The organism is Halorubrum aquaticum (assembly GCF_900113615.1).
GTDB classification, from domain to species: Archaea; Halobacteriota; Halobacteria; order Halobacteriales; family Haloferacaceae; genus Halorubrum; species Halorubrum aquaticum.
In genome coordinates this window covers 19,794-43,880 of sequence record NZ_FOPZ01000007.1, presented here as the reverse complement: position 1 = coordinate 43,880, position 24,087 = coordinate 19,794, and the positions used below count along the sequence as shown (strand labels likewise).

At 69.5% G+C, this 24,087-nt stretch carries 22 protein-coding genes and 1 tRNA gene; 9 read left to right on the top strand and 14 right to left on the bottom strand.

Annotated features, from left to right (window positions below):
- Positions 1-9 precede the first annotated feature (9 nt).
- From F3H10_RS07880 to F3H10_RS07870, 4 genes are all read right to left on the bottom strand, one after another.
- A complete protein-coding gene (locus tag F3H10_RS07880) occupies positions 10-1,410 on the bottom strand; it encodes a M24 family metallopeptidase (protein ID WP_149784232.1) in 1,401 nt (466 codons plus the stop codon).
- On the bottom strand, positions 1,407-3,251 hold the full coding sequence (locus F3H10_RS07875) for a UvrD-helicase domain-containing protein (RefSeq protein WP_149784231.1): 1,845 nt from the start codon (positions 3,249-3,251) through the stop codon (positions 1,407-1,409). The genes F3H10_RS07880 and F3H10_RS07875 overlap by 4 nt, the downstream gene beginning before the upstream one ends.
- 136 nt (positions 3,252-3,387) lie before the next feature.
- On the bottom strand, positions 3,388-3,546 hold the full coding sequence (locus F3H10_RS16055) for a DUF7563 family protein (protein WP_188127902.1): 159 nt from the start codon (positions 3,544-3,546) through the stop codon (positions 3,388-3,390).
- Between the two features lie 89 nt (positions 3,547-3,635).
- Positions 3,636-3,815 (bottom strand): HVO_0416 family zinc finger protein, encoded by a 180-nt coding sequence (locus F3H10_RS07870; protein WP_066412020.1) that lies wholly within the window; start codon positions 3,813-3,815, stop codon positions 3,636-3,638.
- A 156-nt stretch (positions 3,816-3,971) separates the two neighbouring features.
- Here F3H10_RS07870 and F3H10_RS07865 point away from each other — a divergent pair, with 156 nt between their 5' ends.
- Entirely contained in the window at positions 3,972-4,292 is a 321-nt protein-coding gene (locus F3H10_RS07865) for a PRC-barrel domain-containing protein (protein ID WP_149784230.1), read from the top strand.
- 48 nt (positions 4,293-4,340) lie between these two features.
- Here F3H10_RS07865 and F3H10_RS07860 read toward each other — a convergent pair whose 3' ends face one another.
- Positions 4,341-4,883, bottom strand: a complete 543-nt coding sequence (locus F3H10_RS07860) for a CDP-2,3-bis-(O-geranylgeranyl)-sn-glycerol synthase (protein ID WP_149784229.1) — start codon at positions 4,881-4,883, stop codon at positions 4,341-4,343.
- Positions 4,884-5,010: 127 nt separating this feature from the next.
- Here F3H10_RS07860 and F3H10_RS07855 point away from each other — a divergent pair, with 127 nt between their 5' ends.
- Together F3H10_RS07855 and F3H10_RS07850 are read left to right on the top strand one after the other, a co-directional pair.
- Complete coding sequence (locus F3H10_RS07855) at positions 5,011-5,850, top strand: proline dehydrogenase family protein (RefSeq protein ID WP_149784228.1); 840 nt, start codon at positions 5,011-5,013, stop codon at positions 5,848-5,850.
- Between the two features lie 100 nt (positions 5,851-5,950).
- On the top strand, positions 5,951-6,688 hold the full coding sequence (locus F3H10_RS07850; RefSeq protein WP_149784227.1) for a DUF502 domain-containing protein: 738 nt from the start codon (positions 5,951-5,953) through the stop codon (positions 6,686-6,688).
- 28 nt (positions 6,689-6,716) lie between these two features.
- Here the strand turns inward: F3H10_RS07850 and F3H10_RS07845 are convergent, their stop codons facing one another.
- The 3 genes from F3H10_RS07845 to F3H10_RS07835 form a co-directional block, all read right to left on the bottom strand.
- A complete protein-coding gene (locus tag F3H10_RS07845) occupies positions 6,717-7,646 on the bottom strand; it encodes a branched-chain amino acid transaminase (protein WP_149784226.1) in 930 nt (309 codons plus the stop codon).
- A gap of 488 nt (positions 7,647-8,134) precedes the next feature.
- Positions 8,135-8,893: a 3,4-dihydroxy-2-butanone-4-phosphate synthase gene (ribB, locus tag F3H10_RS07840; RefSeq protein ID WP_149784225.1), complete on the bottom strand. Its 759-nt coding sequence runs from the start codon at positions 8,891-8,893 to the stop codon at positions 8,135-8,137.
- Complete coding sequence (locus tag F3H10_RS07835) at positions 8,893-9,651, bottom strand: DUF120 domain-containing protein (protein ID WP_149784224.1); 759 nt, start codon at positions 9,649-9,651, stop codon at positions 8,893-8,895. Before F3H10_RS07835 ends, ribB begins: the two co-directional genes overlap by 1 nt.
- A 257-nt stretch (positions 9,652-9,908) precedes the next feature.
- Here F3H10_RS07835 and F3H10_RS07830 point away from each other — a divergent pair.
- Positions 9,909-9,980, top strand: a tRNA-Ala gene (locus F3H10_RS07830).
- 406 nt (positions 9,981-10,386) lie between these two features.
- The gene (locus F3H10_RS07825; RefSeq protein WP_149784223.1) at positions 10,387-10,953 is read left to right on the top strand and encodes a pyridoxamine 5'-phosphate oxidase family protein; all 567 of its coding nucleotides are present in this window, start codon (positions 10,387-10,389) and stop codon (positions 10,951-10,953) included.
- Between the two features lie 11 nt (positions 10,954-10,964).
- Here F3H10_RS07825 and sugE read toward each other — a convergent pair whose 3' ends face one another.
- Positions 10,965-11,288: a quaternary ammonium compound efflux SMR transporter SugE gene (gene sugE, locus F3H10_RS07820; protein WP_149784222.1), complete on the bottom strand. Its 324-nt coding sequence runs from the start codon at positions 11,286-11,288 to the stop codon at positions 10,965-10,967.
- Positions 11,289-11,315: 27 nt separating this feature from the next.
- Positions 11,316-13,025, bottom strand: coding sequence for a sensor histidine kinase (locus F3H10_RS07815; protein ID WP_149784221.1), 1,710 nt, complete (start codon positions 13,023-13,025; stop codon positions 11,316-11,318).
- 129 nt (positions 13,026-13,154) lie between these two features.
- Between F3H10_RS07815 and F3H10_RS07810 the strand changes: the two genes are divergently transcribed.
- Both F3H10_RS07810 and kynU read left to right on the top strand, forming a co-directional pair.
- Complete coding sequence (locus F3H10_RS07810; RefSeq protein WP_149784220.1) at positions 13,155-14,456, top strand: MFS transporter; 1,302 nt, start codon at positions 13,155-13,157, stop codon at positions 14,454-14,456.
- 64 nt (positions 14,457-14,520) lie between these two features.
- Positions 14,521-15,957 (top strand): kynureninase, encoded by a 1,437-nt coding sequence (gene kynU / locus F3H10_RS07805; RefSeq protein ID WP_149784219.1) that lies wholly within the window; start codon positions 14,521-14,523, stop codon positions 15,955-15,957.
- A gap of 15 nt (positions 15,958-15,972) precedes the next feature.
- Here kynU and F3H10_RS07800 read toward each other — a convergent pair whose 3' ends face one another.
- Positions 15,973-17,367, bottom strand: a complete 1,395-nt coding sequence (locus F3H10_RS07800; RefSeq protein ID WP_149784218.1) for a cytochrome P450 — start codon at positions 17,365-17,367, stop codon at positions 15,973-15,975.
- 89 nt (positions 17,368-17,456) lie between these two features.
- Positions 17,457-19,082, bottom strand: a complete 1,626-nt coding sequence (locus F3H10_RS07795; protein WP_149784217.1) for a methyl-accepting chemotaxis protein — start codon at positions 19,080-19,082, stop codon at positions 17,457-17,459.
- A 125-nt stretch (positions 19,083-19,207) separates the two neighbouring features.
- Here F3H10_RS07795 and F3H10_RS07790 point away from each other — a divergent pair, with 125 nt between their 5' ends.
- Positions 19,208-21,028: an excinuclease ABC subunit C gene (locus F3H10_RS07790; RefSeq protein ID WP_149784216.1), complete on the top strand. Its 1,821-nt coding sequence runs from the start codon at positions 19,208-19,210 to the stop codon at positions 21,026-21,028.
- A 152-nt stretch (positions 21,029-21,180) separates the two neighbouring features.
- Here the strand turns inward: F3H10_RS07790 and ahbB are convergent, their stop codons facing one another.
- A complete protein-coding gene (gene ahbB / locus F3H10_RS07785) occupies positions 21,181-22,299 on the bottom strand; it encodes a siroheme decarboxylase subunit beta (RefSeq protein ID WP_149784215.1) in 1,119 nt (372 codons plus the stop codon).
- Positions 22,300-22,376: 77 nt separating this feature from the next.
- Positions 22,377-22,535, bottom strand: coding sequence for a DUF7317 family protein (locus tag F3H10_RS16050; protein WP_188127901.1), 159 nt, complete (start codon positions 22,533-22,535; stop codon positions 22,377-22,379).
- A 329-nt stretch (positions 22,536-22,864) separates the two neighbouring features.
- Between F3H10_RS16050 and F3H10_RS07780 the strand changes: the two genes are divergently transcribed.
- A complete protein-coding gene (locus F3H10_RS07780; RefSeq protein ID WP_149784214.1) occupies positions 22,865-23,953 on the top strand; it encodes an anthranilate phosphoribosyltransferase in 1,089 nt (362 codons plus the stop codon).
- The last annotated feature ends 134 nt before the right edge of the window (positions 23,954-24,087 follow it).

Sequence of the window (24,087 nt, the reverse complement as noted above, 5' to 3'; positions counted from 1 at the left end):
CCACCGTGGCTACCGATCGTGCCGGAGACCGTCGAACTCCCCTCGATCGGTGGGACTCGTCCCGAACGGGTATTCGACGAGGACCTCGTGACCGTTCTCGCGCACGACGACGAGGTCACCCAGCCGAACGCCGCCGATCTCGGGGTCGTACACGCCGGGTTCGACGGCGAGGACGTGCCCGGGACGGAGGTCGGTTCCCCCCGGCAGCGCCGGCGGCTCTCGTCGAGACAGGCCGACCCCGTGACCGGTGTCGTGGGTGTATCCCGGCTCGCCCGGCGACGCGTTCGGATCGAAGCCGTAGGCGGCCAGTTCGGCGGCCGCCTCCCCGTGGACGGTCGCCGTCGGGGCTCCCGACTCTACCTCCGCGAGCGCGGCCTCGCGGGCCGACTCGACCGCGACGTACGCCCGACGCGCCCAACCGCCGTCGCCGTCGACGACGAACGTCCGCGTGAGCGCGCCGTGGTAGCCGTCCGGCCCGCGCGGGGCGAGTTCGACCACGACCGTCTCGCCCGACCGGATCGGAGCGGCTCGGTCGACGCCGAGGGTGACGGGAGCGCGGACGGAACCGCCATCGCCGTCGCGATCCGCGGCGGTCCGCCCCGCGGCGACGACGGTGTGTCCGGCGTCACCGGCTCCCAGTTCGGCGACCGTCGCGTTCACCGCGCGCCGGAGCCGCTCGGTCGTGAGCGGATCGCCCTCCCAGCGGAGGACGGGTCGTTCGTCCCCGTCGACACCGGAGGGATCGACGGGCCCGCTCCGCGCGAGTATTGCCTCCGCGCGCGCCATTCCGGCCGCGGCGACGCGCTGTATCCGCCGGATCCGGTCCACCTCCGCCGGGGTCTTGACCGCCCGCGAGTCGGTCACGACGGGCGTCGACGTGGGGTCGTAACCCGCCCGCTCGAGGTAGACGGCGGCGTCGTGGGGAACGGTGCGGGGAACGAGGACGCGACGGGCGTCGTCGCGGGCGAGACCGTCGTCGCGACCGACGTCGTCATCGGGGGCGCTCCCGCGTTCGTCGAGGACCGCGGCGGCGCGGACGCCGATCGGGTCGCCGGCGCGCCCGGTCCGAACCGCGCGGACGACCCCGTCGTGGAAGGCGGCGGGGTCGCTCCGAGCGGATCCGTCCCGAGCCGCGTCGATCCGGGCGGCGTCGACGAATCGTCGCTCGGCCGATCCGACGACGGAAGGGGTCGCGAGGAGGACCGCCCGCGGGGGCGACGACGCGGACTCGGGAGTCACGACGACTCCGTACGTCCGGTCCGGCCCGGAAACGCGCGTCAGGTACCGGAGGTCGTCGTCGAGGCGGTCGCCGACCGCGACGAACCCGGCGGCGTCCGCCTCCGCGACCGCCTCGGCGACGGGGGAGAGGTCGGTCCGGAGCGGGCGAGGTTCCGAGCGCTCGCCGCTCACGGCTCGGGTTCGGGGACCGCCACCTCGTCTTGGACCTCCTCGATGAGTTCCTGTGGCGGCTCGTCGCGGAGCTCGTTGAACAGCAGGACGCTGATCGGGAGCGTCGGCGCGCCGCCGATGAGGCTCTCCATGATCACGAGGCGCTCGCGGGCGCGGGACATCCCGACGTAGAACACCCGGCGCTCGTTGTCCGTGAGCACCGGAACGGGGCTCGTCGTCTTCGTGAACTCGTCGACGCCGTCGACGTCGGTCGGGTCGTCGATGGAGGCGGCCATCTGCTCGACGACCTTCTCCGTGAGGTCCGTCGCGACGAACACGTGGTCCGCCTCGCGACCCTTCGCGGAGTGGATGGTTCCCACCCGAACGCGGGTCGGGTCCATCCCCTCGTAGTCGCCCTCGAAGTACGCGCCCATCGACTTCCGCTGGAAGCTCGTCACCTTCCGGACCATGTCGTCGGCGCTCGCCGCGTCGGGCATGAACGGGATGCGGTCGCGGACCTCGTCGGTCGCCACCTCGATGAGCGAGATGTCCTCGGCGTCGGCGGCCTCCTCGCGGTCGTCGATGAAGTCGTAGAACTCCTCGCGGTCGTGGGTTCCGAACGCCGACTCCTGGAGCATGTCCGCCAGCCGACGAGCCTCGAGCAGCGTGATCGGCTCGTCGTCGTCGAGCTTCTCGATCGCGGAGACGTAGTCCTGTACCCGGTCGGTCCACATCCGCCCGTCGGTCAACATCGTGAAGGGGATCCCGTGGTCGATGAACTCGTCGATGAAGTCGAACATCTGGTAGCGCGCGCGGAACAGACACATCACGCTGCCCTCGTCGTCCTCGACGGTGTACCGGACGTTCCGGACGAGTTCGAGCATCGACGGCGACTCGATCGCCTCGACGCTGCCGCCCTCCTTTCGCGGGTGGAGGTCCTTCTCCTGGCGCTTGTCGATGTGGCGGATCTCCGCGTTGACGACGTTGAGGATCTCCGAGGGGAGCCGGTAGGAGTTCGGGAGGATCACGTCCTCGTCGACGTCAGTCTCGAGGAGGAGGTCGGGGTCAGCGCCCTGCCAGGCGTAGACGACCTGGTCGTCGTCGCCGGCGATGAGGACCTTCTCCATGTGGGGTTTCCACTCCTCGAAGACGCCGTACTGGAGTGTCGTGATGTCCTGGAACTCGTCGATGATCAGGTACTCGACGTTCGGGACGAGCGAGCGCTGGGCCACGCGTTCGAGCATGTCCGCGAACCCGACGAGCCCGTGTTCGCCCTTGTAGGCTCGCCACGCACGGATCGCTTCGGGGATGTCGATCCGGTCGTCGTCGGAGGGCCACGTCGGCGTGTACTTGTTGCCCTGCTGGGCGTTGGGGTCCTCCTCGGGCGGGAGCCTGACCTCCTCGACGTTCCACTGGAAGGGCACGTCGTACCAGTCGGCCACGTCGCGCTCGGTGCGCTGGAGCCACTGGGAGGTGGCGATGATCTTGTTGCCGATGGTCGTCGACCGCGCGGTCCGGCGGCCGGCCCCGCCGTGTTGGTCCTCGAACTCGATGCCGTACTCCCCACAGAACTCCTCCTTGTCGCTCTCGCCGACGACGTCCCCCCGCGAGAGGTCGAGCAGCTCGTAGGCCTTCGCGTGCATCGTACAGACGTTCCCCTGGAGGCTTCGAGGGGAGACGTCGAGGCGCTCGGCGAGTCGCTCGCGGATCTCCGCGGCGGCCGCGCGGGTGTAGGAGACGACGAGCACGTCGCGGACGTCCGCTTCGTCGTCCTCGAGGATCCCCTCGACGCGGTCGAGGAGGGCCGTCGTCTTCCCGCTCCCGGGGCCGCCGAACAGTCGCGTTACGGTGGGGTCGTTCATTACCGACTACTGATCGCGGCTCTCCTTAAACGCCGTGGCTCGATGACGGGGTGTTCGGGCCGCCTACGGGCACCTCGAGAACGAACGTGGGGACGAAGACTGGAGTCGATCCGGTGGAGGGCCGGTCGCTCGAGGATCAGTTGCTTCTGGTCGCGCGCGCTTCTCGCACGTCGGCACCGTCACGGACGAGGTCCTCACAGCCCGGACAGACGCGGGGCCGGTCCACGTCGTTGGGCGTGAACACCCGGACGTAGTCGGTCGTGACGAACGAACCGCAGTTCTGGCAGGTCGGCATACGCCCCACTAGCTAATCGTTATACATAATACTGCCGCCCGGATCGGACGGAAAGAAAACCGCTAACCGGTCGATCGGTGCCGTCGGCGTCAGGTCGGCCGCCAGTCGCAGACGGAACAGCTGGCGGTCCCCTCCGGATGGAGCGCACCACACTCGGGGCACTGAAGCTTGTTATACGATCGCTCCCAGCGTACGATCTCCGTCTCGTGGCCCCGGTCGGACAGGAACTCGTCGAACACGTCGTCGTTCGTGCTGGGTGCGCTAGACATTGCGTGAGAACGTATGCCACACACCCATAAGTATCTTTCCGTGGTTTCGGATCCGGTCGCCCATCCGATCGGATCCGACCGATCGGTCACGGACGCCGCCTTCGGACCGACGATCCCGTACTTTTTTTATCGCGTTCCCGCTCATCTCCAGATGGCATGTCCACGGTCCTCGCGAGCGCCCTCCCCGAGAAGCCGGTGCTCAGCGCAGACGGCAGAAAGCTCGGTACCGTCCACGACCTCACCATCGACCCGAAGTCCGGCGACTTCGAGACGCTCCTCGTCGATCCCGGCCCGGACGCGCCCGGACGCGGCGACGCGATCGAATCGATCGAACGTGATCGCGACGTCGACCACGATGTCGACCGCGACCGCGACGTCGCCGACGGCGACGACGAGACGATCCGGATCCCCGGCGACGCCCTCACCGCGGTCGGCGATCAGGTGATCGTCGACCTGTCGACGGGCCGGAACCGGTAGCGAGGAGCGCGGCTTTTCCGCCGGATCCCCGTCGCCGCTCGGAGCCGCTCACCAGGGCTCGTTCTTCAGCCCGAGCGCGTAGGCGGCGACGTTCGTCACCACGTGGAGGACGGGCGTCATCACGGCCACGACGGCGAGAACCGGGAGCGTGAAGACGGCGGTCGCCCAGCCGGGCGCGACGAGGAAGACGGCCAAGAGCGCGCCGACGACGAAGTCGAGCTGGTCCAGCCCGGGGAACGACGCCCCGCGCTCGCGGCCGGAGCGCCGCTTCAGGAAGGACGCGCCGATGTCGCCCGCCATCGCGCCGAACGCGAGCGCGACCGCCGCGGGAAGCTTGAACGTCGGGAAGTCCACGCCGACGGCGGCGCTCGCGGGGTCGACGACGGCGTTGAGCCCGAGCGCCACGAGCACGCCGACGGCCGTCCCGACGGCGGTGCCCCGCCAGGTCTTCCCGTCGCCGAGCAGGCGGGCGCCCCGCCACTCGCGGCCGCCGTCGATGGGGCGGCCGCCGCCGGCGAGCACCGCGGCGTTGTTCGGCACGTACGCTGGCACCATCGCCCAGAACGCGGTCGCGACGAGCGAGCCGACCATGCCGGCACCACGCCCGTCCGGGTGATATAAACCGCGGATCCGACGCGCGGACCGGAGGCCGAGTCCCCGTCCCGTCCGCGGATCGACCGGTGACAACGCTCAAGTCGGGCGGCACCCTCCTCCCGATATGATCCCCCCGATCGCGCGCCGGTTCGTCGCCGGCGAGAGCGTCCCCGAGGCGCTCGAGCACGCACGGGCCAGAAACGAGGAGGGAATCGCCGTCATCTTGAACCTGCTCGGGGAGCACTACGACGACCCCGCCGACGCCCGCGCGGACGCGGACGCGTACCGTCGACTCCTCGACGATCTGGCGAGCACGGACCTCGACGCGTGTATCTCCGTGAAGCCCTCGCAGATCGGACTCGACGTCTCCGCCGACCTCTTCGAGGAGCAGTACCGCGACCTGGTCGCACACGCCCACGAGCGCGACGCGTTCGTCTGGTGTGACATGGAGGACGCCGACACCACCGACGCCACCCTCGATGCCTTCGAGTCGATCGCGGCCGACTACCCCTGGAGCGTCGGCCAGTGCGTCCAGTCGAACCTCAAGCGGACCCGCGAGGACCTCGAACGCCTCGTCGACGTTCCCGGCGTCGTCCGGCTCGTGAAGGGCGCGTACGACGAGCCCGAGTCGGTCGCCTACACCGACAAGGCCGACGTCGACGAGGCGTACCGCGGCGACATCGAGTTCCTCTTCGAGCGCCGCGACCGGGGGGTCGCCGTCGGCAGCCACGACCCCGAGATGGTCTCGCTCGCCAACCGTCTCGCGACCGAACACGGCACCGACTACGAGGTCCAGATGCTGATGGGCGTCCGCGAGGACGCCCAGCGCGACCTCGCGAGACAGGGCGTCGACGTGAAACAGTACGCGCCCTACGGGGACAAGTGGCTCTCGTACTTCTACCGTCGCGTGCGCGAGCGCAAGGAGAACCTGACGTTCGCCGTGCGGGCGATCGCCGGGGGGTGAGCCGGTCGGATCGGGGCCGTCGAACTCGTTCGACGCGACCGCTCGCTCGCCCGACATGAGAAGCCCTCTTAAGCGTCCCCGTCGCATAGCGAGACGATAGATGTCCACGTGGAAACGCGACTTCGCCAGCGGGCTCATCGTGTTGGCCCCGCTCCTCGTTCTGCTCCTCGTCATCCGGTGGATCTACCACCACATCGCGTCGATCCCGCTCATCGACGCACTCCAGCCGAACTGGATCCCCGCTCCGCTGGAGCCGGTCTCGCGGGTCGTCATCGCCATCGCGGTGTTGTCGACGCTCGTGCTCGCGGTCGGCTACTTCATGCGAACGACGCTCGGCCGGCTCGCGGAGGCGAAGGTCGACGACGCGATAAACCGGATCCCCGCGTTGCGCGTGGTGTACAACGCCTCGAAGCTGGCGGCCGAGACTGCCATCTCCGGCACCGACGAGCTTCAGAACCCCGTCTACCTCGAGACGTGGCCCGGCATCCGGATGACCGCGTTCCGGACGGGCAAGAAGACCCGCGACGGGAAGATCGTCCTCTTCATGCCGACCGCCCCGAACATCACCACCGGCTTCGTCATCGAGGTCGAGCCCGAGCGTGTCGAGGACACCGGCGAGAGCGTCGAGGAAGGGATGACCCGTATCCTCTCGGCCGGCTTCGGCGAGTCCGCCCACCAGATCCCCGTCGAGGAGGAGCGGCCGCCCGCCGACGACCGTCCCGAGGACCACCGGCCCGGCGTCGGACATCCGGGGAAGGCCGCGGGGGATCGGCCGGAGGGCGAGGAGGGGTCCCCGAGCGGCGGCGTGGACGACTCGACCGGGACGCCCGGTTCGTGACGAACGGGCTACCGGGACGTGAACCGACCTAGAGGTACGTGAACCACTCGTCGTGGTCGTCGGTCCGGCGTTCGATGACCTCGAAGAAGGCCTCCTGAAGCTCCTCGGTCACGGGCCCCCGCGTGCCGCTTCCGATCTCCGTGTCGTCGACCGAGCGGATCGGCGTCACCTCGGCGGCGGAGCCGGTGAAGAACAGTTCGTCGGCGGTGTACAGCTGGCCGCGCGAGATGACGGCCTCGTCGTGGACCTCGTAGCCGCGCTCCTCGGCGAGCGTGATCACCGTGTCGCGGGTGATGCCCTCGAGGATCGACTGGGCCTGTCCGGTGGTGTAGACCTCGCCGTCGTTGACCATGAAGACGTTCTCGCCGGGACCCTCCGCGACGTTCCCCTCCTTGTTCAAGACGATCGCCTCGACGTAGCCGTTCCGGCGGGCCTCCTCGCCCGCGAGCATGGAGTTGACGTAGAGGCCGGTGGTCTTCACGTTCGTGGGAACCTGCGAGGAGGCGTGTTTCCGCCAGGAGGAGACCATCACGTCGACGCCCTCCTCTAAGGCCTCCTCGCCGAGGTAGGTCCCCCACGGCCAGGCGGCGAGCACGAGGTCGGTCGGGCAGTCGCCCGGCGAGACGCCGAGCGAATCGTAGCCGTAGTAGGCGATCGGCCGGATGTAACAGGAGGTCAGGTCCTGGCGGTCGAGGAGTTCGAGGGTCGCCTCCGTGATCTCCTCGCGGGAGTGCTCGATCTCCATGTCGTACATCTTCGCGGAGTCGAAGAGACGGTCGAGGTGCTCCTCGAGCCGGAAGATCGCGGGACCCTGCTCGGTCTCATAGCACCGGAGCCCCTCGAACACCCCGCTGCCGTAGTGGAGCGCGTGCGTGAGAACGTGGGTGGTCGCGTCCTCCCAGTCGAGGAACTCCCCGTTCTTCCAGATCGTGTCGACGTCCATCTCGTCGAATCCCATACTACCGGACTCGCGGCGTCCGGGCTTAAAATTATGAGATACCCGTCCCGCTCCGCCGGATCTACTCTTCTCGAATAGGAAGAACGTCACGGAGGACGGTATCACTGCCCCGGGCGTTCGATGTGAGATCGTTGCTGGCGCGGTGAGCACTTCCGAAACCCCAGTCGCTCGGATCTACGTCGTTGCTGTCGCAGTGAACACCGCCAAAGCCCCAGCCGCGAGGGCTCACGGCTTCGTCGCCGGCGGCTCCGCCGCCGGCTGCCAGAGGCGCGGAGCGCCTCGCTGCCGTTCGCCAGTCGAGGGCTCTCTCCGGTCGCCCTCGTACGACTCGCGGCTGCCCCTTTGAGCCCCACCCTACACAGCACCGCAGCCGCACCTCACGCCTCCCCAGCCTCGTCGGTCGCCTCCGGCGACCGACTCCCTCGCGGGCCGGTCGCGGGCCTTTGGCCCGCTCCCGGGCGCGCCGACAGCAGAGTTGCGTCGTCCGATTACCGAAGCGACTCGACGAGCGCGGCACCCTCGACGTAGGGGATCCCGCGTCGCTCCGCGTAGGCGGCGGCGTCCTCCGGCGTGAGCGCCTCGCCCGTCTCGTCGTCGAGCATCTCACACACCACGGCGGCGGGCGGGGCGTCGACGGCCTCGGCGAGCGCCAGCCCGAGTTCGGTGTGACCGACGCGGTCGTCGATCCCCTCGACCGCACCGCGCAGGACGTGGACGTGTCCGGGTGCCCGGAAGGACGCCGCGAAGTCCTCGGGGGTGTAGCCAGCGGGGTCGGCGGCGACGGCGGCGGCCGCGTTCGCCACCTCCGTGATCGTCAGCGCGCGGTCGGCGTCCGTGATCCCCGTGAACGTCTCGCGGTGGTTGACCGGCAGCGAGAAGGAGGAGCGGTCGTCGTAGGCGGGGTCGTCGTCCACCGCGGGGTGGTCGAGCGCGTCCGCGAGGAACGGGAGCCCGAACGCGTCCGCGACCGCGTCGTCGACCGCGACGCAGATCAGCCCGCCGGCGTCGTTGCGCATGTGTGCCACGGCCGCCGGGTCGACCGCGCCCGCGGGGTAGACGATGTCCGTCTCGCCCTCGCGGTCCGCGAAGTCGTGGATACAGACCGGGTCGCCGGCGCGGAACGCCGCCAGGGCACGGTCGACCGCCGCGGCGGCCTCCGTGTCGGCGGTCGCGTCCGCGTCGGCAGCCCCCACCGGCGCGTCGGCCGGGTCGGGCTCCGTCTCGGGACCCTCGGCGTCGGCGCGCATCAGGCCACCTCCCCGATCGGCTCGTCGGGTTCGTCGGCCTCTTCCGGCTTGTCCGCCCGCGAGGTCGCCTCGACGCGCACTTCGATCGCGTCGCCATCGGCGAGGTCGAGCTTCGTCCGGAGCTCGTCAGGGGCGATCACCTCGAGCTTGTCGTCGTCGTGGTGGGTTCGGTCGGGGACGATCGCGTGGGCGTCCTCGTAGCGGCCGCCGTCGGCGACGAGCGTGACGGCGTAGCACGCGGCCGCGCCGTACGTGCGGTCCTCGTCCTCCCACGCGTCGATCGGGACGGCGTCGACGCCCGCGATCTCACCGCGCCGGCGGACGCTCTCCTCGTCGAGTTCGAGGTTGAGCGTGCCGGGGAACGGCTCGTAGCCCAGCCGGGCGGCGAACTGCTCCGCGTACCCCGGCAGGGTGATGTAGTGGCGGCCCTCGCCCATCCCGCCGGTGACCTCCCCTCGAAGCACGAGCTCGACGTCGCTCTCGAAGAGCCGGCGGTAGTCGGCGTACTCGCCGCGCAGTGCGGCCTCGCCCGCGTCAGTCACCCGGACCCACTGGCCGTCGCCGACCACGTCGCGTTCGAGCAGCCCCGCGGACTCGAGCGCCTGGAGGCGTCTGGAGGCCGTCTGGGTCGAGGCGTCGAGGCGGTCGCCGAGCGCCGCACACGACACCTTCGTCTCCGTCAGCCCGCCCGCGAGCGCGACGTGTTTCAACGCCGCCATCGCCGCCGGGTCGGCGGCCGCCGCCGTCGCTTCTGACATACCCCGATCGAGGAGGCCCGCACGCAAAAGGATAACGAATGTGCGATGTATCCCAAAATCGTTACGAAGTTCGGGATCGCACGACGCGATCCCTCCGTTTCAACTCGAACTCGGTCCGGCGGCCACCTAAGGGCGTCGGTCGCGGCGGTGGCGTGGATCCCGACCGGTACGACGCGCCGGCTCGCGGGTGTGAACCCTTCGCTCGGGGATCCACGAAAAGTAAGGTACAAGTACGAACGGGGACTCGTTTCGGGTGCGGGCTCGTAGATCAGCGGCAGATCGCTTCCTTCGCAAGGAAGAGGCCCGGGGTTCAAATCCCCGCGAGTCCATTCACTTTTGGAAGCCGCCGAGTGACTGTATTCTGCCTTTAGAAGACTCACTACATCAATATTCGTATTCAGGCACTACCCGACAAGGAGATTTGAATCCGCCTTACGGACGGGATTGCCGCCTACATTTGATTCGGTAACGGGGTCGCAGGCGAGCTGTGGTATGGTTTCGACTATCGAAGCGCTTGCCCGCAACGAGTGATCGGCCGGAGCGAAAATAACCGAGCGCGAGCGTGTGCCTCTGACGGAGTACGCCGGACGCTCCGGTAGTGGAGATATCGAACGGCGGAGGCAAAACGCCGTCTCGGTTGGGTGTCGAGATCACACAGGAGAAGCGGCCGCGATCCCGTCGACGCCGTTCGTGAGTCACGACAAGACTTTACAGACACCGTCGCGATCGGTCCGCATGACCGAGCACACGCCCGCCGACGTCTCCGACTCCATCCGCTATCAGGGAAAGGCGATCGACGATCTCGAATGGATCCCGGAGTTCCTCGCCGAGCAGGAGACGGGCGTGCTCGGACTCGTCGACGACGACACGCCGCACCTCGTGACGCAACTGTTCGTCTACGACCCCGAGGCGGGCGCGATCTACCTCCACGGCGCGCAGGGCGGGCGGGCACACGACCTCGTCGAGGACGGCGACCGGCCGAACGCGACCTTCACGACGAGCGAGAAGGGGCGGTACGTGCCGGCCGACGAGCCGGTGAACTTCACCGTCGAGTACTCGAGCGTCGTCGCCTACGGGACCGTCGACTTCCTCACGGAGCGGGCGGAGAAACGCCGCGTCCTCGAACGGTTCATGGCGAAGTTCGCCCCCCAGTTGACGCCCGGCGAGGACTACGAGGAGATGGCCGACGAGTCCATCGACCGGACGGCTGTCTACCGCCTCGACGTGGACTCCTGGAGCGGTAAGGAGGGCTGGAAGGAGCCCGACCACCCGGACGCCTACGATCTGGGCGCGGTGGAGTGATCGCCGGCGCGTCAGTGCCCGCCGGACGCGAGGTGGAGCCCGACGATGCCGACGACGATCAGACCGATACACCCGGCCCGGACGAGCGTGGCCGGCTCGTCGAAGAGGACGACACCGAGCGACGCGGTGCCGACGGCCCCGATGCCGGTCCACACCGCGTAGGCCGTGCCCACGGGGAGGTCCTCGACGGCCCGCGCCAGAAGCACCATGCTGATCACGATCGCGACGCCGGTCCCGAGCGTGGGGAGCGGCTTCGAGAAGCCCTCCGAGTACTCGAGTCCGATCGCCCACGCGATCTCGAACAGTCCGGCGAGCAGCAGGAGGTACCACGACATTCGGATCCGACTTCCCACCCGGCCGCGCTATAGGTTCGGGTTTCCGCCGCCCGAGCCGTCCGCGTCGTCCCGGTCGCTCTCGACCCGGTCCGCGTTCACGAGTTCGACGACGAACACCGACCCCTTGGGGTCGCCGTCCTCCACCCACACCTCGCCGCCGAACTGGCTCGTCAACACGTGAACGAGGTACAGTCCGATGCCGGTTCCGGGGCTGTCCAGTCCCTTCTCGCCCTTGCCGAAGACCTCCCGTTTCCGGTCGTCGGGAATCCCCGGTCCGTTATCCCGCACCGAGATCCTGACGGTCTCGCCCGTCGTCTCGACGCCGACCGCGACCTCGGGAGTCGGCTCGTCGTTGTGCCGGACCGCGTTCTCGAGGAGGTTCCGGAGGACCGAGGAGAGCATCTGGTTGCCTCGAACCCGCACGTCGGGGACCTCGCCGTCGACGCGGAACGTCGCGTCCGGGAACGACTCGCGGACGGCCGCGAGCTCCGCGTCGATCGTCTCCCGTACGTCGACCGGCCGGAGGTTCGCCGTCTCCCCCTCCGAGAGCGACTCGACGAACTCGCGGGCGGTCTCGGTGAGCTCGACGACGTGCGTCGCCTTCCGCAGGACGCGGTCGAGGACCACCTCGAGGTCGTCGTCGACGCGTCCCTCGAACGTCTCCATCCAGCCGAGGATCACGGCCATGTCGTTCCGGATGTCGTGTCTGACGACGCGGTTCAACGCCTCGAGCTGCTCCGTTTTCACCTCGAGTCGTCGACGATACGCCTCCCGGTCGGTCACGTCCGTGAGCGTCACGAGCCGTCCGGTCGGAACGTCCCCGACGGTGAAGGGCGTGCTCACGACCTCGTAGGACCGCGACTCGCCGTCCCGGTCGATCGCACACACGCCGTCCGTCTCCAGTCGTTCGGCGACGACGGGGTTCACCGACTCGATCGGGTCTCCAAGCGAGTCCGCGAGCGACGGAAGGATCTCCCGTGCCGAGGTGTTGTAGTCCCGAACGCGGCCGTCGCCGTCGAGGTAGATGGCCGGCTTGTCCGACGCCCCGGTGAGTCGGATCGTCTCGAGGCGGTTGCTGTAGACGAACAGCGTCCCGACCGCGAACAGCGCGACCCCCGGCGGCTCGTACATCAGCGGAAGCAGCCACTCCACCCGGTCGCCGAAGAGCGTCGCGGCGACGGGGATCGCCGTCACGCTCACGAGGACCGCGAGCGGGCGGCTGTCGGCGCCCGTGTAGTGGAACCGCTCGAGCAGCATGAAGAAGCCGACGGCGATCACGACGTACGACAGCCCGAGGACGAGCCAGTAGAGCACCTGATGGCGGATCGCGAGGTGAGGGAACGGCTCGGTCGTCCACGCGGTCGTGAAGTAGAGCTCGTGATACGCGTTCGTGAGTTTGAGCGCGGTGAGGACCACGAACGCCGCGATCGCGGCGTTCCGATACGGGGCCTGTCGCGGGGGGCGGCCGGTGTAGGCGGCACAGAAGTACAGCCACGCGCCGACGGCGGCGAACGCGAACACGAATCCGACCGTGTACCACGCGATCTTGCCCGCGGCCGTCGGAGCGAGCAGGTACCCGACGTAGCCGACCGACCAGACGGCGACCGAGAGGAGGAGCGCCGCCAGCCCGCGGCGGGTATCGGCGTGCCGGATGCTCCGCACGCGCGGGAGGCTCGCCACGCAGGCGAGCGCGGAGACGGCGAAGACCGCCACGTGGCTGAGCAGGACCGGATCCATGCCTGAACCTTGAATTCCTCGCACGCTACGAAAACGGTTGGGATACGCGAGCCGCACGACGCCGCCGTCCCGGCAACTCCGTCATGTACCCTCGGGATTATGCCCGCCCCCGGTAAACGTCGGGTTCACATGGACGCGAACGAGCGACGCATCGTCGCCTTCACGGCGAGCTCCCACGGGCTCGTCCACACCTACGAGCTTTCCATCCCGATCCTGCTCACGGTGTGGATCGCGGAGTTCTCGACCACGGCCGCGACCCTCGGAGCCCTCGTCACGGTCGGCTACGGGCTCTTCGGCGTCGGCGCGCTCCCCGGCGGCGTGGTCGTCGACCGCTTCGGATCGAAGCCGGTCATCCTCGCGTGCCTGCTCGGGATGGGCGGCTCGTTCCTGCTGGTGGGGGCCGCCCCGAGCCTCCCGGTGCTCGCGCTCGCGCTCGCGGTGTGGGGCGTCACCGCCAGCGTCTACCATCCGGCCGGGCTCACGCTGCTCTCGAAGGCGGTCGAGCGCCGCGGGACCGCGCTCGGCTACCACGGCATCGGCGGCAACCTCGGGATCGCGCTCGGCCCGCTCGCCGCGGTCCTGCTGCTCGTCGCCTTCGACTGGCGCGTCGTCGCCGCGCTGCTCACGGTCCCGGCGTTCCTCGTCGCCGGCTACGGGCTCACCGTCGACGTCGACGCCGCGCTCGCGGCCGCCGGCGAGGGCGACGAGGCCGGCGAAGTCGCGGCCGACGACGACGCCGACGGCGACCTCGGTCCCGATGCCGACGCGGACGCGACTCCCGGAAGCTCGCTCGCCGGGTTCGTCGGCGACACGCGAGCGCTCCTGACGCTCGGGTTCGCGCTCGTGTTGGTGTTCGTCACGTTCAGCGGGCTCTACTACCGGACGTTCCTCACGTTCCTCCCGGACCTGCTCGGCGACGCGCTCGGCGGGTTCGCCGACCTCCAGCTGGTCGATCCCGAGGGGCCCTACGCCGAGGAGTTCGACCCCGCGCGATACCTCTACGTCGCGATCCTGATGGTCGGCGTCCCGGGCCAGTACCTCGGCGGCCGGATCGCCGACCGGATCCCGCCCGAGCGGGGGCTCGTGTACCTCATGTCGATCCTCGCCGCGCTCGCGCTGGCGTTCGTGCCCGCCACCGGGCAGGTCTGGTCGTTCCTGCTCGTCTCCGGGCTGCTCGGCGTCGCGCTGTTCACGGTCCAGCCGCTCTCGCAGGCGACCGTCGCCGCCTACTCGCCGCCGGGAACGCGGGGGCTCTCGTTCGGGTACACCTACCTCGGGATCTTCGGCGTCGGATCGCTCGGGGCCGGCCTCGCCGGGTTCGTTCTCACGGTCGCCGGCACCCGGGAGCTGTTCTTCGTGCTCGCGGGGATCGCCGTCTGCGGCGCGCTCGCATCGGGTTCGGTCCACCGGTTCGGCGAGTCGCGGGAGTGAGCCGTCGCGGGACGGGTGAACCGCCCCCCGGAAGGGCTTAGTCGCCGGCGGCGTCCCTCCTCGTATGGACGGCGAATCCGGAGGAGAGGCGTCCTCCCCGACGGACGGAGACGACCCGTACGCCCCCGCGAACGCGGCGCTCGATCGCGGCGGGTTCGAATCGGACCCGGTGGAGACCGCCGCCCGCCTCGACGCGGACGACCCGCTCTCGGGCTTCGCGGACCGGTTCTCGGTTCCCGACGACGGGCTCTACATGGACGGCAACTCGCTCGGACCGGCAAGCGACGCCGCGCTTGCGAGCCTCGACCGCGTCGTCGACGAGTGGCGCGAGCTGCTGATCGGGGGGTGGACCGACGCGGACCCGCCGTGGTTCGAGGTCGGCGAGCGGATCGGCGCGGCGCTCGCGCCGCTGGTCGGAGCGAAACCCGAGGAGGTCGTCGTCGGCAACTCGATCACGGTGAACGTCCACACGCTCGTCGGAACGTTCCTCGACGAGTTGCTCGCCGGAAACGGCCCGGATCGGGCGGGGCACGCGGCCGCCGACGGGACGTGGGCTCCGGGCGGGGATCCCGACGTCGACCCCGCGGTGCTGGTCAACGACCTGGACTTCCCCTCGGACCACTACGCGATCCGCGCACAGCTCCGCTCGCGAGGGATCGACCCCGACGAGAAGCTCCGGATCGTCGAGAGCCGCGACGGCCGAACGATCCGCCCCGCCGACGTCGAGGCGGCGCTCGACGAACACGACGACGTGGGGATCGTCTTCATGCCGACCGCGCTCTATCGGTCGGGCCAGCTGTTCGACGTCGAGCGGATCACGCGGGCCGCACACGACGCCGGCGCGTACGCGGGGTTCGACGCCGCCCACTCGGTCGGGGCGGTGCCGCACGCGTTCGACGACGCCGGCGTCGACTTCGCGGTCTGGTGCACCTACAAGTACCTCAACGCCGGCCCCGGGTCGATCGGCGCGCTGTTCGTCGCCGAGCGCCACCACGGGCTCACGCCCGCGCTCGCCGGCTGGTGGGGCCACGAGAAGGCGACGCAGTTCGAGATGAACCTGACGTACACTCCCGCGGACTCCGCGGGCGCGTGGCAGATCGGCACCCCGCCGCTGCTCGCGGCGGCGCCCCTGGAGGGTTCCGTCGAACTCCTCCGAGAGGCGGGAATCGAGCGGATCCGCGCGAAGTCGCTCGCGCTCACCGACTTCCTGATCGCCTCGGTCGACGAGCGTCTCCCCGACGTCTCGATCGGGACGCCCCGCGACCGCGACGCCCGCGGCGGCCACGTCGCCCTGGAACACCCCGACGCCGAGCGGTTGAGCCAGGCGCTGACGGACCGCGGCGTGGTCGTCGACTTCCGCCCGCCGAACGTCGTGCGGGTGTGTCCGGCCGCGCCGTACACCGCCTTCGCTGACGTCCTCGAGGTCGTCGACCGGATCGAGACGATCCTCGAGGCCGGGGCGCACGAGGAGTACGCGACGAGCGAGGGCGGGGTGACGTAGCGACGCCGGCTCGCGTCACTGCTCGCGGATCCGCATCGGCACCGGGTGATCGGGGTGCATCGTCAGCGACCCACGCAGCGAGAGGTCGGGCCCCTCGTACTCGAGTTCGTAGCGCGAACGGACGCAGGCGAGGATGATCTTCGCCTCCAGAAGCGAGAACGCCTTCCCGATACAGTGGCGCGGCCCGCCGCCGAACGGGAAGTACGCGAACCGCGGCCGCTCGCTCCGTCGGTCGGGCGTCCACCGGTCCGGATCGAAGGAATCCGGGTCGTCGTACCACCGCGGCGAGCGGTGGACGACCCACTGTGAGCACATCAGCGCGGAACCCTCCGGGATCCGGTACCCGTCGATCTTCACGTCGAGTTTGGGCTCGCGAAACAGCGTGTAGACGGGCGGGTACAGCCGCATCGACTCCGAGAGGACCCGGTCCGTGTACGTCATCTCCCGGGCGGCCGCGGCGTCCGGCGGGCCGTCCGCGGTCGCGGCCGCCGCCTCCCGCCCCACGCGCTCTCGGGCCGTCGGGTGTTTCGAGAGGAGGTAGAACGTGTACGTCAACGCGAGCGCGGTCGTGTCGTGACCCGCCAGCAACATCGTCACCAGCTCGTCGCGCAGGTTCTCGTCGGTCTGCTCGCCACGCTCGCGCGCCCGGAGCAGGACGGACAGCAGGTCCATCGGCACGTCGCCGTCGGGGTCGCCCGGCGGACCGCTCACGGCGACACCCTCGGGGCCGGCCGGGTCGACCCCCGGGTCCCGCTCGGTTCCCCGTCGCCGGTCGAGGATGCCGTCGATCACCGACTCGAGAGTGTCGACGGCGGCGGCGAACTCGCGGTTCTCGCGCGTCGGCACCCAGTTCGGGATCAGGAAGCGGCGCGGGTCCGGCTCGAACCGAGCGCCGAGCGGTTCCAGGCTCTCCTGGACGGTCCGGACCTCTTCGTCGGTGACGTCCGCGCCGAACATCGCCGAGACGATGATCCGAACGGTGAGCCGCGCGACCTCGAGTTGGACGTCGACGATCTCGCCGTCCTCCCACTCCGCGATCTGTGACTCGGTGTGTTCGACCATCGTCCCCGCGAGCGCGCCGATCCGACGGCTGTGAAAGGAGGGGTTCGCGAGCCGCCGCTGGCGTCGCCACGTCTCCCCCTCGCTCAACAACAGCCCCTCCCCGAGCAGCGTCCCCATCGCGTCGTCGCCGAAGTTCGGCTTGCGGTACCGCTCCGCCTCCGCGACGAGCACCCGCTCGATGTCGTCGGGGTTCGTGAGCAGGTACGTCTCGCGCGGACCGAGGTCGAACCGCACGACGTCGCCGTAGCTGTCGGCGCAGGCACGCATGAACGAGAAGGGGTCGTCGGCGAATTGTCGACCGTTGCCGAAGAGGGGGTCCCCGATGGGTCCGGGCGGCGTGACGGACATACGATTTCTGGGGACTGAGCGAGGTTAAACGTTCGGCGGCGACGATCCACGCGAGTCGAGTTCCCCGGGGCGTATCCCTCCTCTCCGGACTACTGGGCAGCGTCGAGACGCTCGACGCGGTCGATCAGCTCCGCGACGGCGGCCTCCTGGTCGTCGGTCGCCTCGACGATCCGCCCGGTCGCCGATTCCGTCCGGTCCGAACGGTCGCGAACGCTCTCGAGGGTCGCGGTGAGCTCCTCGACGGTCGCCGCCTGGTCGTCGGTGGTTCGCGCCACCTCGGCGACGCCGTCCGCCGCCTCGTCGACCGCGTCGGCGATCTCCGTGAGCGAGTCGAGGACGGTCTCGATCTCGTCGCCCGCGTCCTCGATCCGCTCGTGTGAGCGCTCGACCGCCGCCGACGTCTCGTCCGACTGCGCCTGAAGCTCGGCGAGGCTGTCGGTGATCGCCTCGGTGTGCCCGCGGGTCTCGTCGGCCAGCTTCTTCACCTCCTCCGCGACCACCGCGAAACCGTTGCCGTCCTCGCCCGCGCGGGCGGCCTCGATGTTGGCGTTCAGAGCCAGCAGGTTGGTCTGTTCCGCGACGTCGGAGATCACCTCGATCACCTCCTCGATGTCGTCCATGCGGTCCGAGAGCGCGCCGACGCTGTCGACCAGCTCGTCGCCGATCTCGACCACGTCCTCCGTCGCCTCGCGGGCGTCGCTGCTGGCGTCGAGCCCCTCCTCTGCGGCCTCTCTGGCGTTCGAGGCCGCCGCGTCGACCTGGTCGGCGGTCGCGGCGACCTCCTCCATGCCTGCCGAGAAGGACTGCATCTCCGCGACGCCCTCCGCCAACAGCTCGTTCTGTTCGTCGACGTTCGTCGCGATCTCGCCGGCCGCCGCGCTCGCCTCCTCGACGGTGTCGTCGATCTCGCGGGCCTGTTCGTGGACGCTCTCGGAGAGCTCCTCGAGGTTCGCTGCCATCCCGTTGACCGCGCCCACGACCCGGAGCAGTTCGTCGTCGAGCCGTTCGAAGGAGTCCTCGCGAGTGATGCGAGCCTCCAGGTCGCCCTCGCCGATCGCCTCGGCGGTCCCCCTGATCTCGGAGACCAGCGCCGCGGTCGCCTTTCGTCCCTCGACGTTCTCCGTTCGGTCGATGACGACCTCGGTCACGCCGATTACGCCGTCGTCGTCGTCGTACAGCGGGGTCGCGGTGAACTCGATGTGTCGCTCGTCGCCGTGTCGATCGACCATCGTGCTGGAGTCGCGGTAGCGGTTCCGGACGGAATCGCGGCGCTCGACGTCATACGCCTCGTCCGCGTTCTCCGGCGCGTCGAGCACCTTGTCCGCGAGCGTGTCGGCCCGACGACCGTCCGGATAGAACAGCTCGGAGACGTGTCCGTGACCGATCGCGTCCTCGCGGTCCACGCCGGTGAGCGTGGTGATCGCCTCGTTCCACTCGGCGACGTTGCCCTCACAGTCGAGAACGAACGTCGGGACGCTCGTCGCGTCGAACACCTGTTCGAATCCCGCGTCCGCGAGCGTCTCCGCACGATTGACTCCGTCCTCGTCACTGACCGTATGGCGCTCGTTCGTGCGTTCGTCCGTCCCGGTCCCCGCGTCCGCCTCCGGGAAGTCCTCGCCGGACGCCCCGTCGACGACGACCCCGCCGTCCGGGACCGATCGTGTTCCTCGGTCCCGTCCGAGCACGCGGCGGAGGAGCCCTCGAAATCCCGTCATGTTCATCCGAACCTCGCCGAACGCCCTATAAAATAATCACTCTCGAAAAATCAGATCTGATAGTTCCGTCCGACGAGGGATCCCGCCCGCAGCGTTCAAGCGCGTCCGTCGGTTACGTCTCATCGATGGACGCCGACGCCGTGAGAGCCCGCGCGGCCGATCTCCCGACGGAACCCGGCGTGTACCAGTTCCGATCGGGTGAAACCACGTTATACGTCGGCAAAGCGGTCGACCTCCGGGATCGGGTCCGGTCGTACGCCGACCCGCGCTCGGGGCGGATCCGCGGCATGGTCGGACGGGCGGACCGGATCGAGTTCGCCGTTACGGACACCGAGACGCAGGCGTTGCTCCTCGAGGCGAACCTGATAAAGCGGCTTCGGCCGCGGTACAACGTCCGGCTGAAGGACGACAAGTCCTATCCGCTGGTCGCGTTCTCCGACCACGAGGTCCCGCGGATCGAGGTGACGCGCGATCCCGACGAGGGGGCGGTCGCGTACGGGCCGTTCACGGACAAGGGCCGCGTCGAGACGGTCGTGAAGGCGATCCGCGACGAGTACCGGCTCCGCGGCTGTTCGGACCACAAGTACACGAACCGCGACCGGCCCTGTCTCGACTACGAGATGGGGATCTGCTCCGCACCCTGTACCGGCGAGATCGGCCCGGCGGCCTACGCCGAGGACGTCGCCGCCGCACGTCGGTTCTTCGAGGGGGAGACCGGCGTGCTCGCGGAGCCGCTCCGCCGCCGAATGGAGACGGCCGCCGAGAACGCCGAGTTCGAGCGCGCGGCGAACCTCCGCGACCGCCTCGAAGCGGTCGAGGCGTTCCACGGCGAGGGCGGCGAGGCGGTGAGCGACCGCTCCGACGACCGCACCGTGGACGTGCTCGCCGCCGTCGTCGAGGGCGAGACCGCCCGGGTCGCGCGGCTTCACAGCGAGCGCGGTCAACTCGTCGACCGGAGCCGTCACCGGCTCGACACGCCGACGGTGGAGGCAGCAGTCGGCGACGCGGAGGGCGGCAACGTCGGCAACGACGGCGACGTGGACCGTGATGGCGACGACGCCGTCGCCAACGGCGCTTACACGCCGGCGGCGGTACTGTCGGCGTTCCTCGCCCAGTACTACGCCGAACGCGAGTTCCCCGACGCGGTCCTCCTGGCAGAGCGTCCGACCGATCTCGACGTGATCGAATGGCTCGAAGGCGAGGGCGTCGCGGTCCGCGTTCCGGGTGCCGGCCGGGAGGCGAAGCTCGTCGAGCTCGCGCTGAAGAACGCCCGAAAACGCGGCGGCCGCGACGATCCCGTCGGCGCGCTCGCCGACCGGCTCGGGATCGACCGCCCGACGCGGATCGAGGGGTTCGACGTGAGCCACGCGTCCGGAACCGCCGTCGTCGGCTCGAACGTCCGTTTCGTCGACGGAAGCGCACGGACGAGCGAGTACCGCCGGAAGAAGCTCACCGACCGCAACGACGACTACGCCAACATGCGGGAGCTGGTCCGCTGGCGTGCGGCCCGAGCGGTCGAGGACCGGGACGACCGTCCGGACCCGGACCTGTTGTTGATCGACGGCGGCGAGGGACAGCTCGGCGCGGCTCGCGACGCGCTCGCCGAGGCCGGCTGGCGGGTGCCGGTGATCGCGCTCGCGAAGGCCGAGGAGATAGTGGTGACGCCGGACGGGCCGTTGCGGTGGCCCGACGACGCGCCGGAGCTCCACCTGCTCCAGCGCGTCCGCGACGAGGCACACCGCTTCGCCGTCCAGTACCACCAGACCGTCCGTGACGAGGTGAAGACGGTGCTCGACGACGTGTCCGGGGTCGGCCCCGAGACGCGAAAGCGGCTGCTCCGGCGCTTCGGATCGGTCGAGAACGTCCGTGACGCCTCCTTCGAGGACCTCGTCGACGTCGACGGGATCGGCGACACGACGGCCCGACGGCTCCGCGATCGGTTGTAGTGGCGAGCAGGCGACGCGTCTCCGTCCCGGAACGACCGCCGCACACCCGTCCCCCGTTCCGGGGCCTCGGTCAGGTCACGGGGCGGATGGCCGCGGCTTCGGATATATACTCACGGATCGTAGAGATCGACCGCGGCGAGTCGGGTCGGTCCTCAGTTCCCGCTCTCGTCCGCGACGAGTTCCTCGTACCGCGCGCCGGTCTGTTTCAGCGTCTCCGTCGAGTAGAGCCGCTCGTGGTCGAACGGGAGGTACTCCGCGGCGAGCTCGTCTATCTTCGCGTCGACGGCCTCCGCCTCCCGTCCGTGGATCATCGTGAACAGGTCGTACTCCCAGCCCTGCTCGGGTCGACGCGGCCGGTGGTAACACAGCGTGACGTACGGGAGACTCCCGACCGCCTCGCCGCGCGCGTCGAGTTCGTCGTCGGGAACGTCCCAGACGACCATACAGTTGTTCGTGAACCCGGTGACGACGTGGTTGACGACGCAGCCGATCCGCTTGATACAGCCGTCGGCGAGCAGGCGCTCGACCGCCGCGAGCACGTCCTCGATCGGGGCGTCGATCTCGCTCGCCACGTCGGCGTAGGGGGTCGAAGAGAGCGGGAAGCCGTCCTGGATCGCCACGAGGAGGTCGGCCTCCAGCGCCGTGAGGTCGCCACGGGCGTCCTCGGAGATGCGGGTCGCCGACACGTCCGTCCCGGACGCTCGCGGGTCGCTCTGCTCCCCGCTCGCGGAGTTCGAGGCGCTTCGTGCCTCGCCCGATTCTCGGGCGAACCGGTCGCCGTTCACCACGGGGAACTCGAGGTCGATGTAGTAGTCCGTGAGCATCGGGAGGTTCAGTACCTCGCAGCCGGTTCGCTCCTCGATCTCCGCGAGGATCGCGTCGCGCTTCTCGCGGGAGCCCGCGGTGACGACGAACCACTGGTTCCACTCGTGGTCCCGGCGGTAGTTGTGGTTCACCTGCCGGTAGCCGTTGATGACCTCGGCGATCTCGTCGAACCGCTCCTCCGGCGCGCGCACGGCCGCCAGCGTCGAGGAGCCGATCACGGGCGGGTTGAGCACCGCCCCGAACCGCCGGAACACGCCCCGTTCCCGGAGGTCGCGAACGCGGTCGAGGACCTCGGCGGCGTCGACGTCGACGCCCGTCTCGACCGCGATCTCCCCGGCGACCCGCTCGAACGGGCGCGATTCGACCGGAAAGCCGCTCTGGTACTCGTCGATGAGGGCCGCGTCGACCGCGTCGACGTCGGCCCGCCAGTCGGCGTCGAGACTCATTGTTCGGATAAGGGGGCCCGCGTACGTACGGGTTTCGGAGCGCGACGGTCGCTTCGGCCGTGGAGGCTCGGAGGGCGTCAGTCGTCGGCGGGGGACTCGGCCGAGGCCGGGGCGAACGCCCGGGCGCTCTCCTCGAGCTGTGCCGCGGAGCAGCCGCCGGCGGTCGCGGCCTGTTCGAGCGTCAGCGTACGGGAGCGATACAGCGTGAGTGCGGTCGCCACGGATTTGGACGTCATCGGGAACGATCGTCTATTTGATGGACGAACATATAGTTCTAACTCTTTTCACACCTCGTGATACCGAGTTGATGGAACTATAATTTCCATATTTGGATAATATCTCGGTATGGATGTCCGTTTGTCCAGACATTGTTTGGGAACGAGTCGCACGGATCGGCCGTGACACGCACCGGATTCCGACCTCTCCGTTCGCGCGCGGTCGACGTCTCGCGGTGTAGCCGGCTCCGCATCGTCGGCTCCGCGTCGAGCCCGACTCCCGGTCCCGTCGTTCCCGTCGCGTGGGAGTCGAGCGGGAGGCTTTTCGTTCGAGAACCCGAACGGCGCGTATGGCTCAGGCGACCCAGGAGTTCGGCGAGTGGCCCCTCAAGCGGCTGATGACCGAGGTCTGCGGCTCCGGCCACAAGTCGGCCGACGACCTGACGCGCGCGCAGGCGACCGAGGCGTTCGAGCGGATCCTCGCGGACGAGCCGGACCCGACGACGCTCGGGGCGTTCTGGCTCGCGAACCGCTGGAAGCGGAACACGCCCGAGGAACTCGGCGCGTACGTCGACGTCATGTGCGAGCGCGTCGAGTACGCGGAGCCCGACGCCGACCCCGTCGACTGCGGCGCGAACTACGACGGCAAGGGACGCTCCGCGGTCCTCGGCGTCGCGGCGGGCGCGGTCGCGGCCGCCGCCGGCACTCCCGTCGTCGTCCACTCGGGCGACCGCGTCCCGACGCAGAAGCAGGACGCGTACAAACACGTGCTCGACGAGATGGGCGTCCACACCGAGTTGACGCCCTCGGATTCGGCCGACATGGTCGACGAGACCGGCTTCGGCTTCTACTACCAGCCCGCGTTCAACCCCGCGATCGACGACCTGTTCGAGCGCCGCGACGTGATGGGCGTCCGCACGTTCGTCAACACGATCGAGACGCTGGCGAACCCCGCCGGCGCGTCGGTCCACCTCGGCTCCTTCTATCACCTCGCGTTCGCGAAGAAGGTGGTCGACACGTTCGTCGAGAGCGAGTTCCACGACCTCGACCGCGTCCTGATGTTCCAGGGAATGGAGGGGTACGACGACGTGCGCCCCGGCTACACCAAGGTCGCCGAGTGGGACGCGGAGGGAGATGACGCGGGGTCCGAGGGCGCGTCCTTCGACGACTTCGAGATCGAGACCGCCGAGTACGGAATGGACCTCGAGGAGGCGGACCTCGCCGTCGACGACGTCGCCGCCGAGTCGGCCGCCATCACCGAGGAAGTCCTGGCGGGCGAGCGCGACGGCGCGTTCGCCGACGCGGTCGCGGTCAACGCGGCGCTGCGGATCTACGCCCGCGAGGACGCCGACTCCATCGAGGAGGGACTCGAGACGGCCCGTGCGGTCATCGATGACGGTTCCGCCTACGAGGTCCTCGAGGCCCTTCGCGACTTCTAACCGCACGGGTTCGAGCACGCTTTCGGTCCCGCTCACGCGACCGGATCCGCCGATCCGGGTCGAATTTTGGACGGAATTCGGAAAGCCGTCTTGGGTCTACGGTACCAAGTGAACGCGTACCGAACATGACCCAC

Coding starts and splice junctions, on each gene's coding strand:
- F3H10_RS07875 (WP_149784231.1), bottom strand. CDS start 3,251: ATGAACGACCCCACCGTAACGCGACTGTTCGGCGGCCCCGGGAGCGGG.
- F3H10_RS16055 (WP_188127902.1), bottom strand. CDS start 3,546: ATGCCGACCTGCCAGAACTGCGGTTCGTTCGTCACGACCGACTACGTC.
- F3H10_RS07870 (WP_066412020.1), bottom strand. CDS start 3,815: ATGTCTAGCGCACCCAGCACGAACGACGACGTGTTCGACGAGTTCCTG.
- F3H10_RS07865 (WP_149784230.1), top strand. CDS start 3,972: ATGTCCACGGTCCTCGCGAGCGCCCTCCCCGAGAAGCCGGTGCTCAGC.
- F3H10_RS07860 (WP_149784229.1), bottom strand. CDS start 4,883: ATGGTCGGCTCGCTCGTCGCGACCGCGTTCTGGGCGATGGTGCCAGCG.
- F3H10_RS07855 (WP_149784228.1), top strand. CDS start 5,011: ATGATCCCCCCGATCGCGCGCCGGTTCGTCGCCGGCGAGAGCGTCCCC.
- F3H10_RS07850 (WP_149784227.1), top strand. CDS start 5,951: ATGTCCACGTGGAAACGCGACTTCGCCAGCGGGCTCATCGTGTTGGCC.
- F3H10_RS07845 (WP_149784226.1), bottom strand. CDS start 7,646: ATGGGATTCGACGAGATGGACGTCGACACGATCTGGAAGAACGGGGAG.
- ribB (WP_149784225.1), bottom strand. CDS start 8,893: ATGCGCGCCGACGCCGAGGGTCCCGAGACGGAGCCCGACCCGGCCGAC.
- F3H10_RS07835 (WP_149784224.1), bottom strand. CDS start 9,651: ATGTCAGAAGCGACGGCGGCGGCCGCCGACCCGGCGGCGATGGCGGCG.
- F3H10_RS07825 (WP_149784223.1), top strand. CDS start 10,387: ATGACCGAGCACACGCCCGCCGACGTCTCCGACTCCATCCGCTATCAG.
- sugE (WP_149784222.1), bottom strand. CDS start 11,288: ATGTCGTGGTACCTCCTGCTGCTCGCCGGACTGTTCGAGATCGCGTGG.
- F3H10_RS07815 (WP_149784221.1), bottom strand. CDS start 13,025: ATGGATCCGGTCCTGCTCAGCCACGTGGCGGTCTTCGCCGTCTCCGCG.
- F3H10_RS07810 (WP_149784220.1), top strand. CDS start 13,155: ATGGACGCGAACGAGCGACGCATCGTCGCCTTCACGGCGAGCTCCCAC.
- kynU (WP_149784219.1), top strand. CDS start 14,521: ATGGACGGCGAATCCGGAGGAGAGGCGTCCTCCCCGACGGACGGAGAC.
- F3H10_RS07800 (WP_149784218.1), bottom strand. CDS start 17,367: ATGTCCGTCACGCCGCCCGGACCCATCGGGGACCCCCTCTTCGGCAAC.
- F3H10_RS07795 (WP_149784217.1), bottom strand. CDS start 19,082: ATGACGGGATTTCGAGGGCTCCTCCGCCGCGTGCTCGGACGGGACCGA.
- F3H10_RS07790 (WP_149784216.1), top strand. CDS start 19,208: ATGGACGCCGACGCCGTGAGAGCCCGCGCGGCCGATCTCCCGACGGAA.
- ahbB (WP_149784215.1), bottom strand. CDS start 22,299: ATGAGTCTCGACGCCGACTGGCGGGCCGACGTCGACGCGGTCGACGCG.
- F3H10_RS16050 (WP_188127901.1), bottom strand. CDS start 22,535: ATGACGTCCAAATCCGTGGCGACCGCACTCACGCTGTATCGCTCCCGT.
- F3H10_RS07780 (WP_149784214.1), top strand. CDS start 22,865: ATGGCTCAGGCGACCCAGGAGTTCGGCGAGTGGCCCCTCAAGCGGCTG.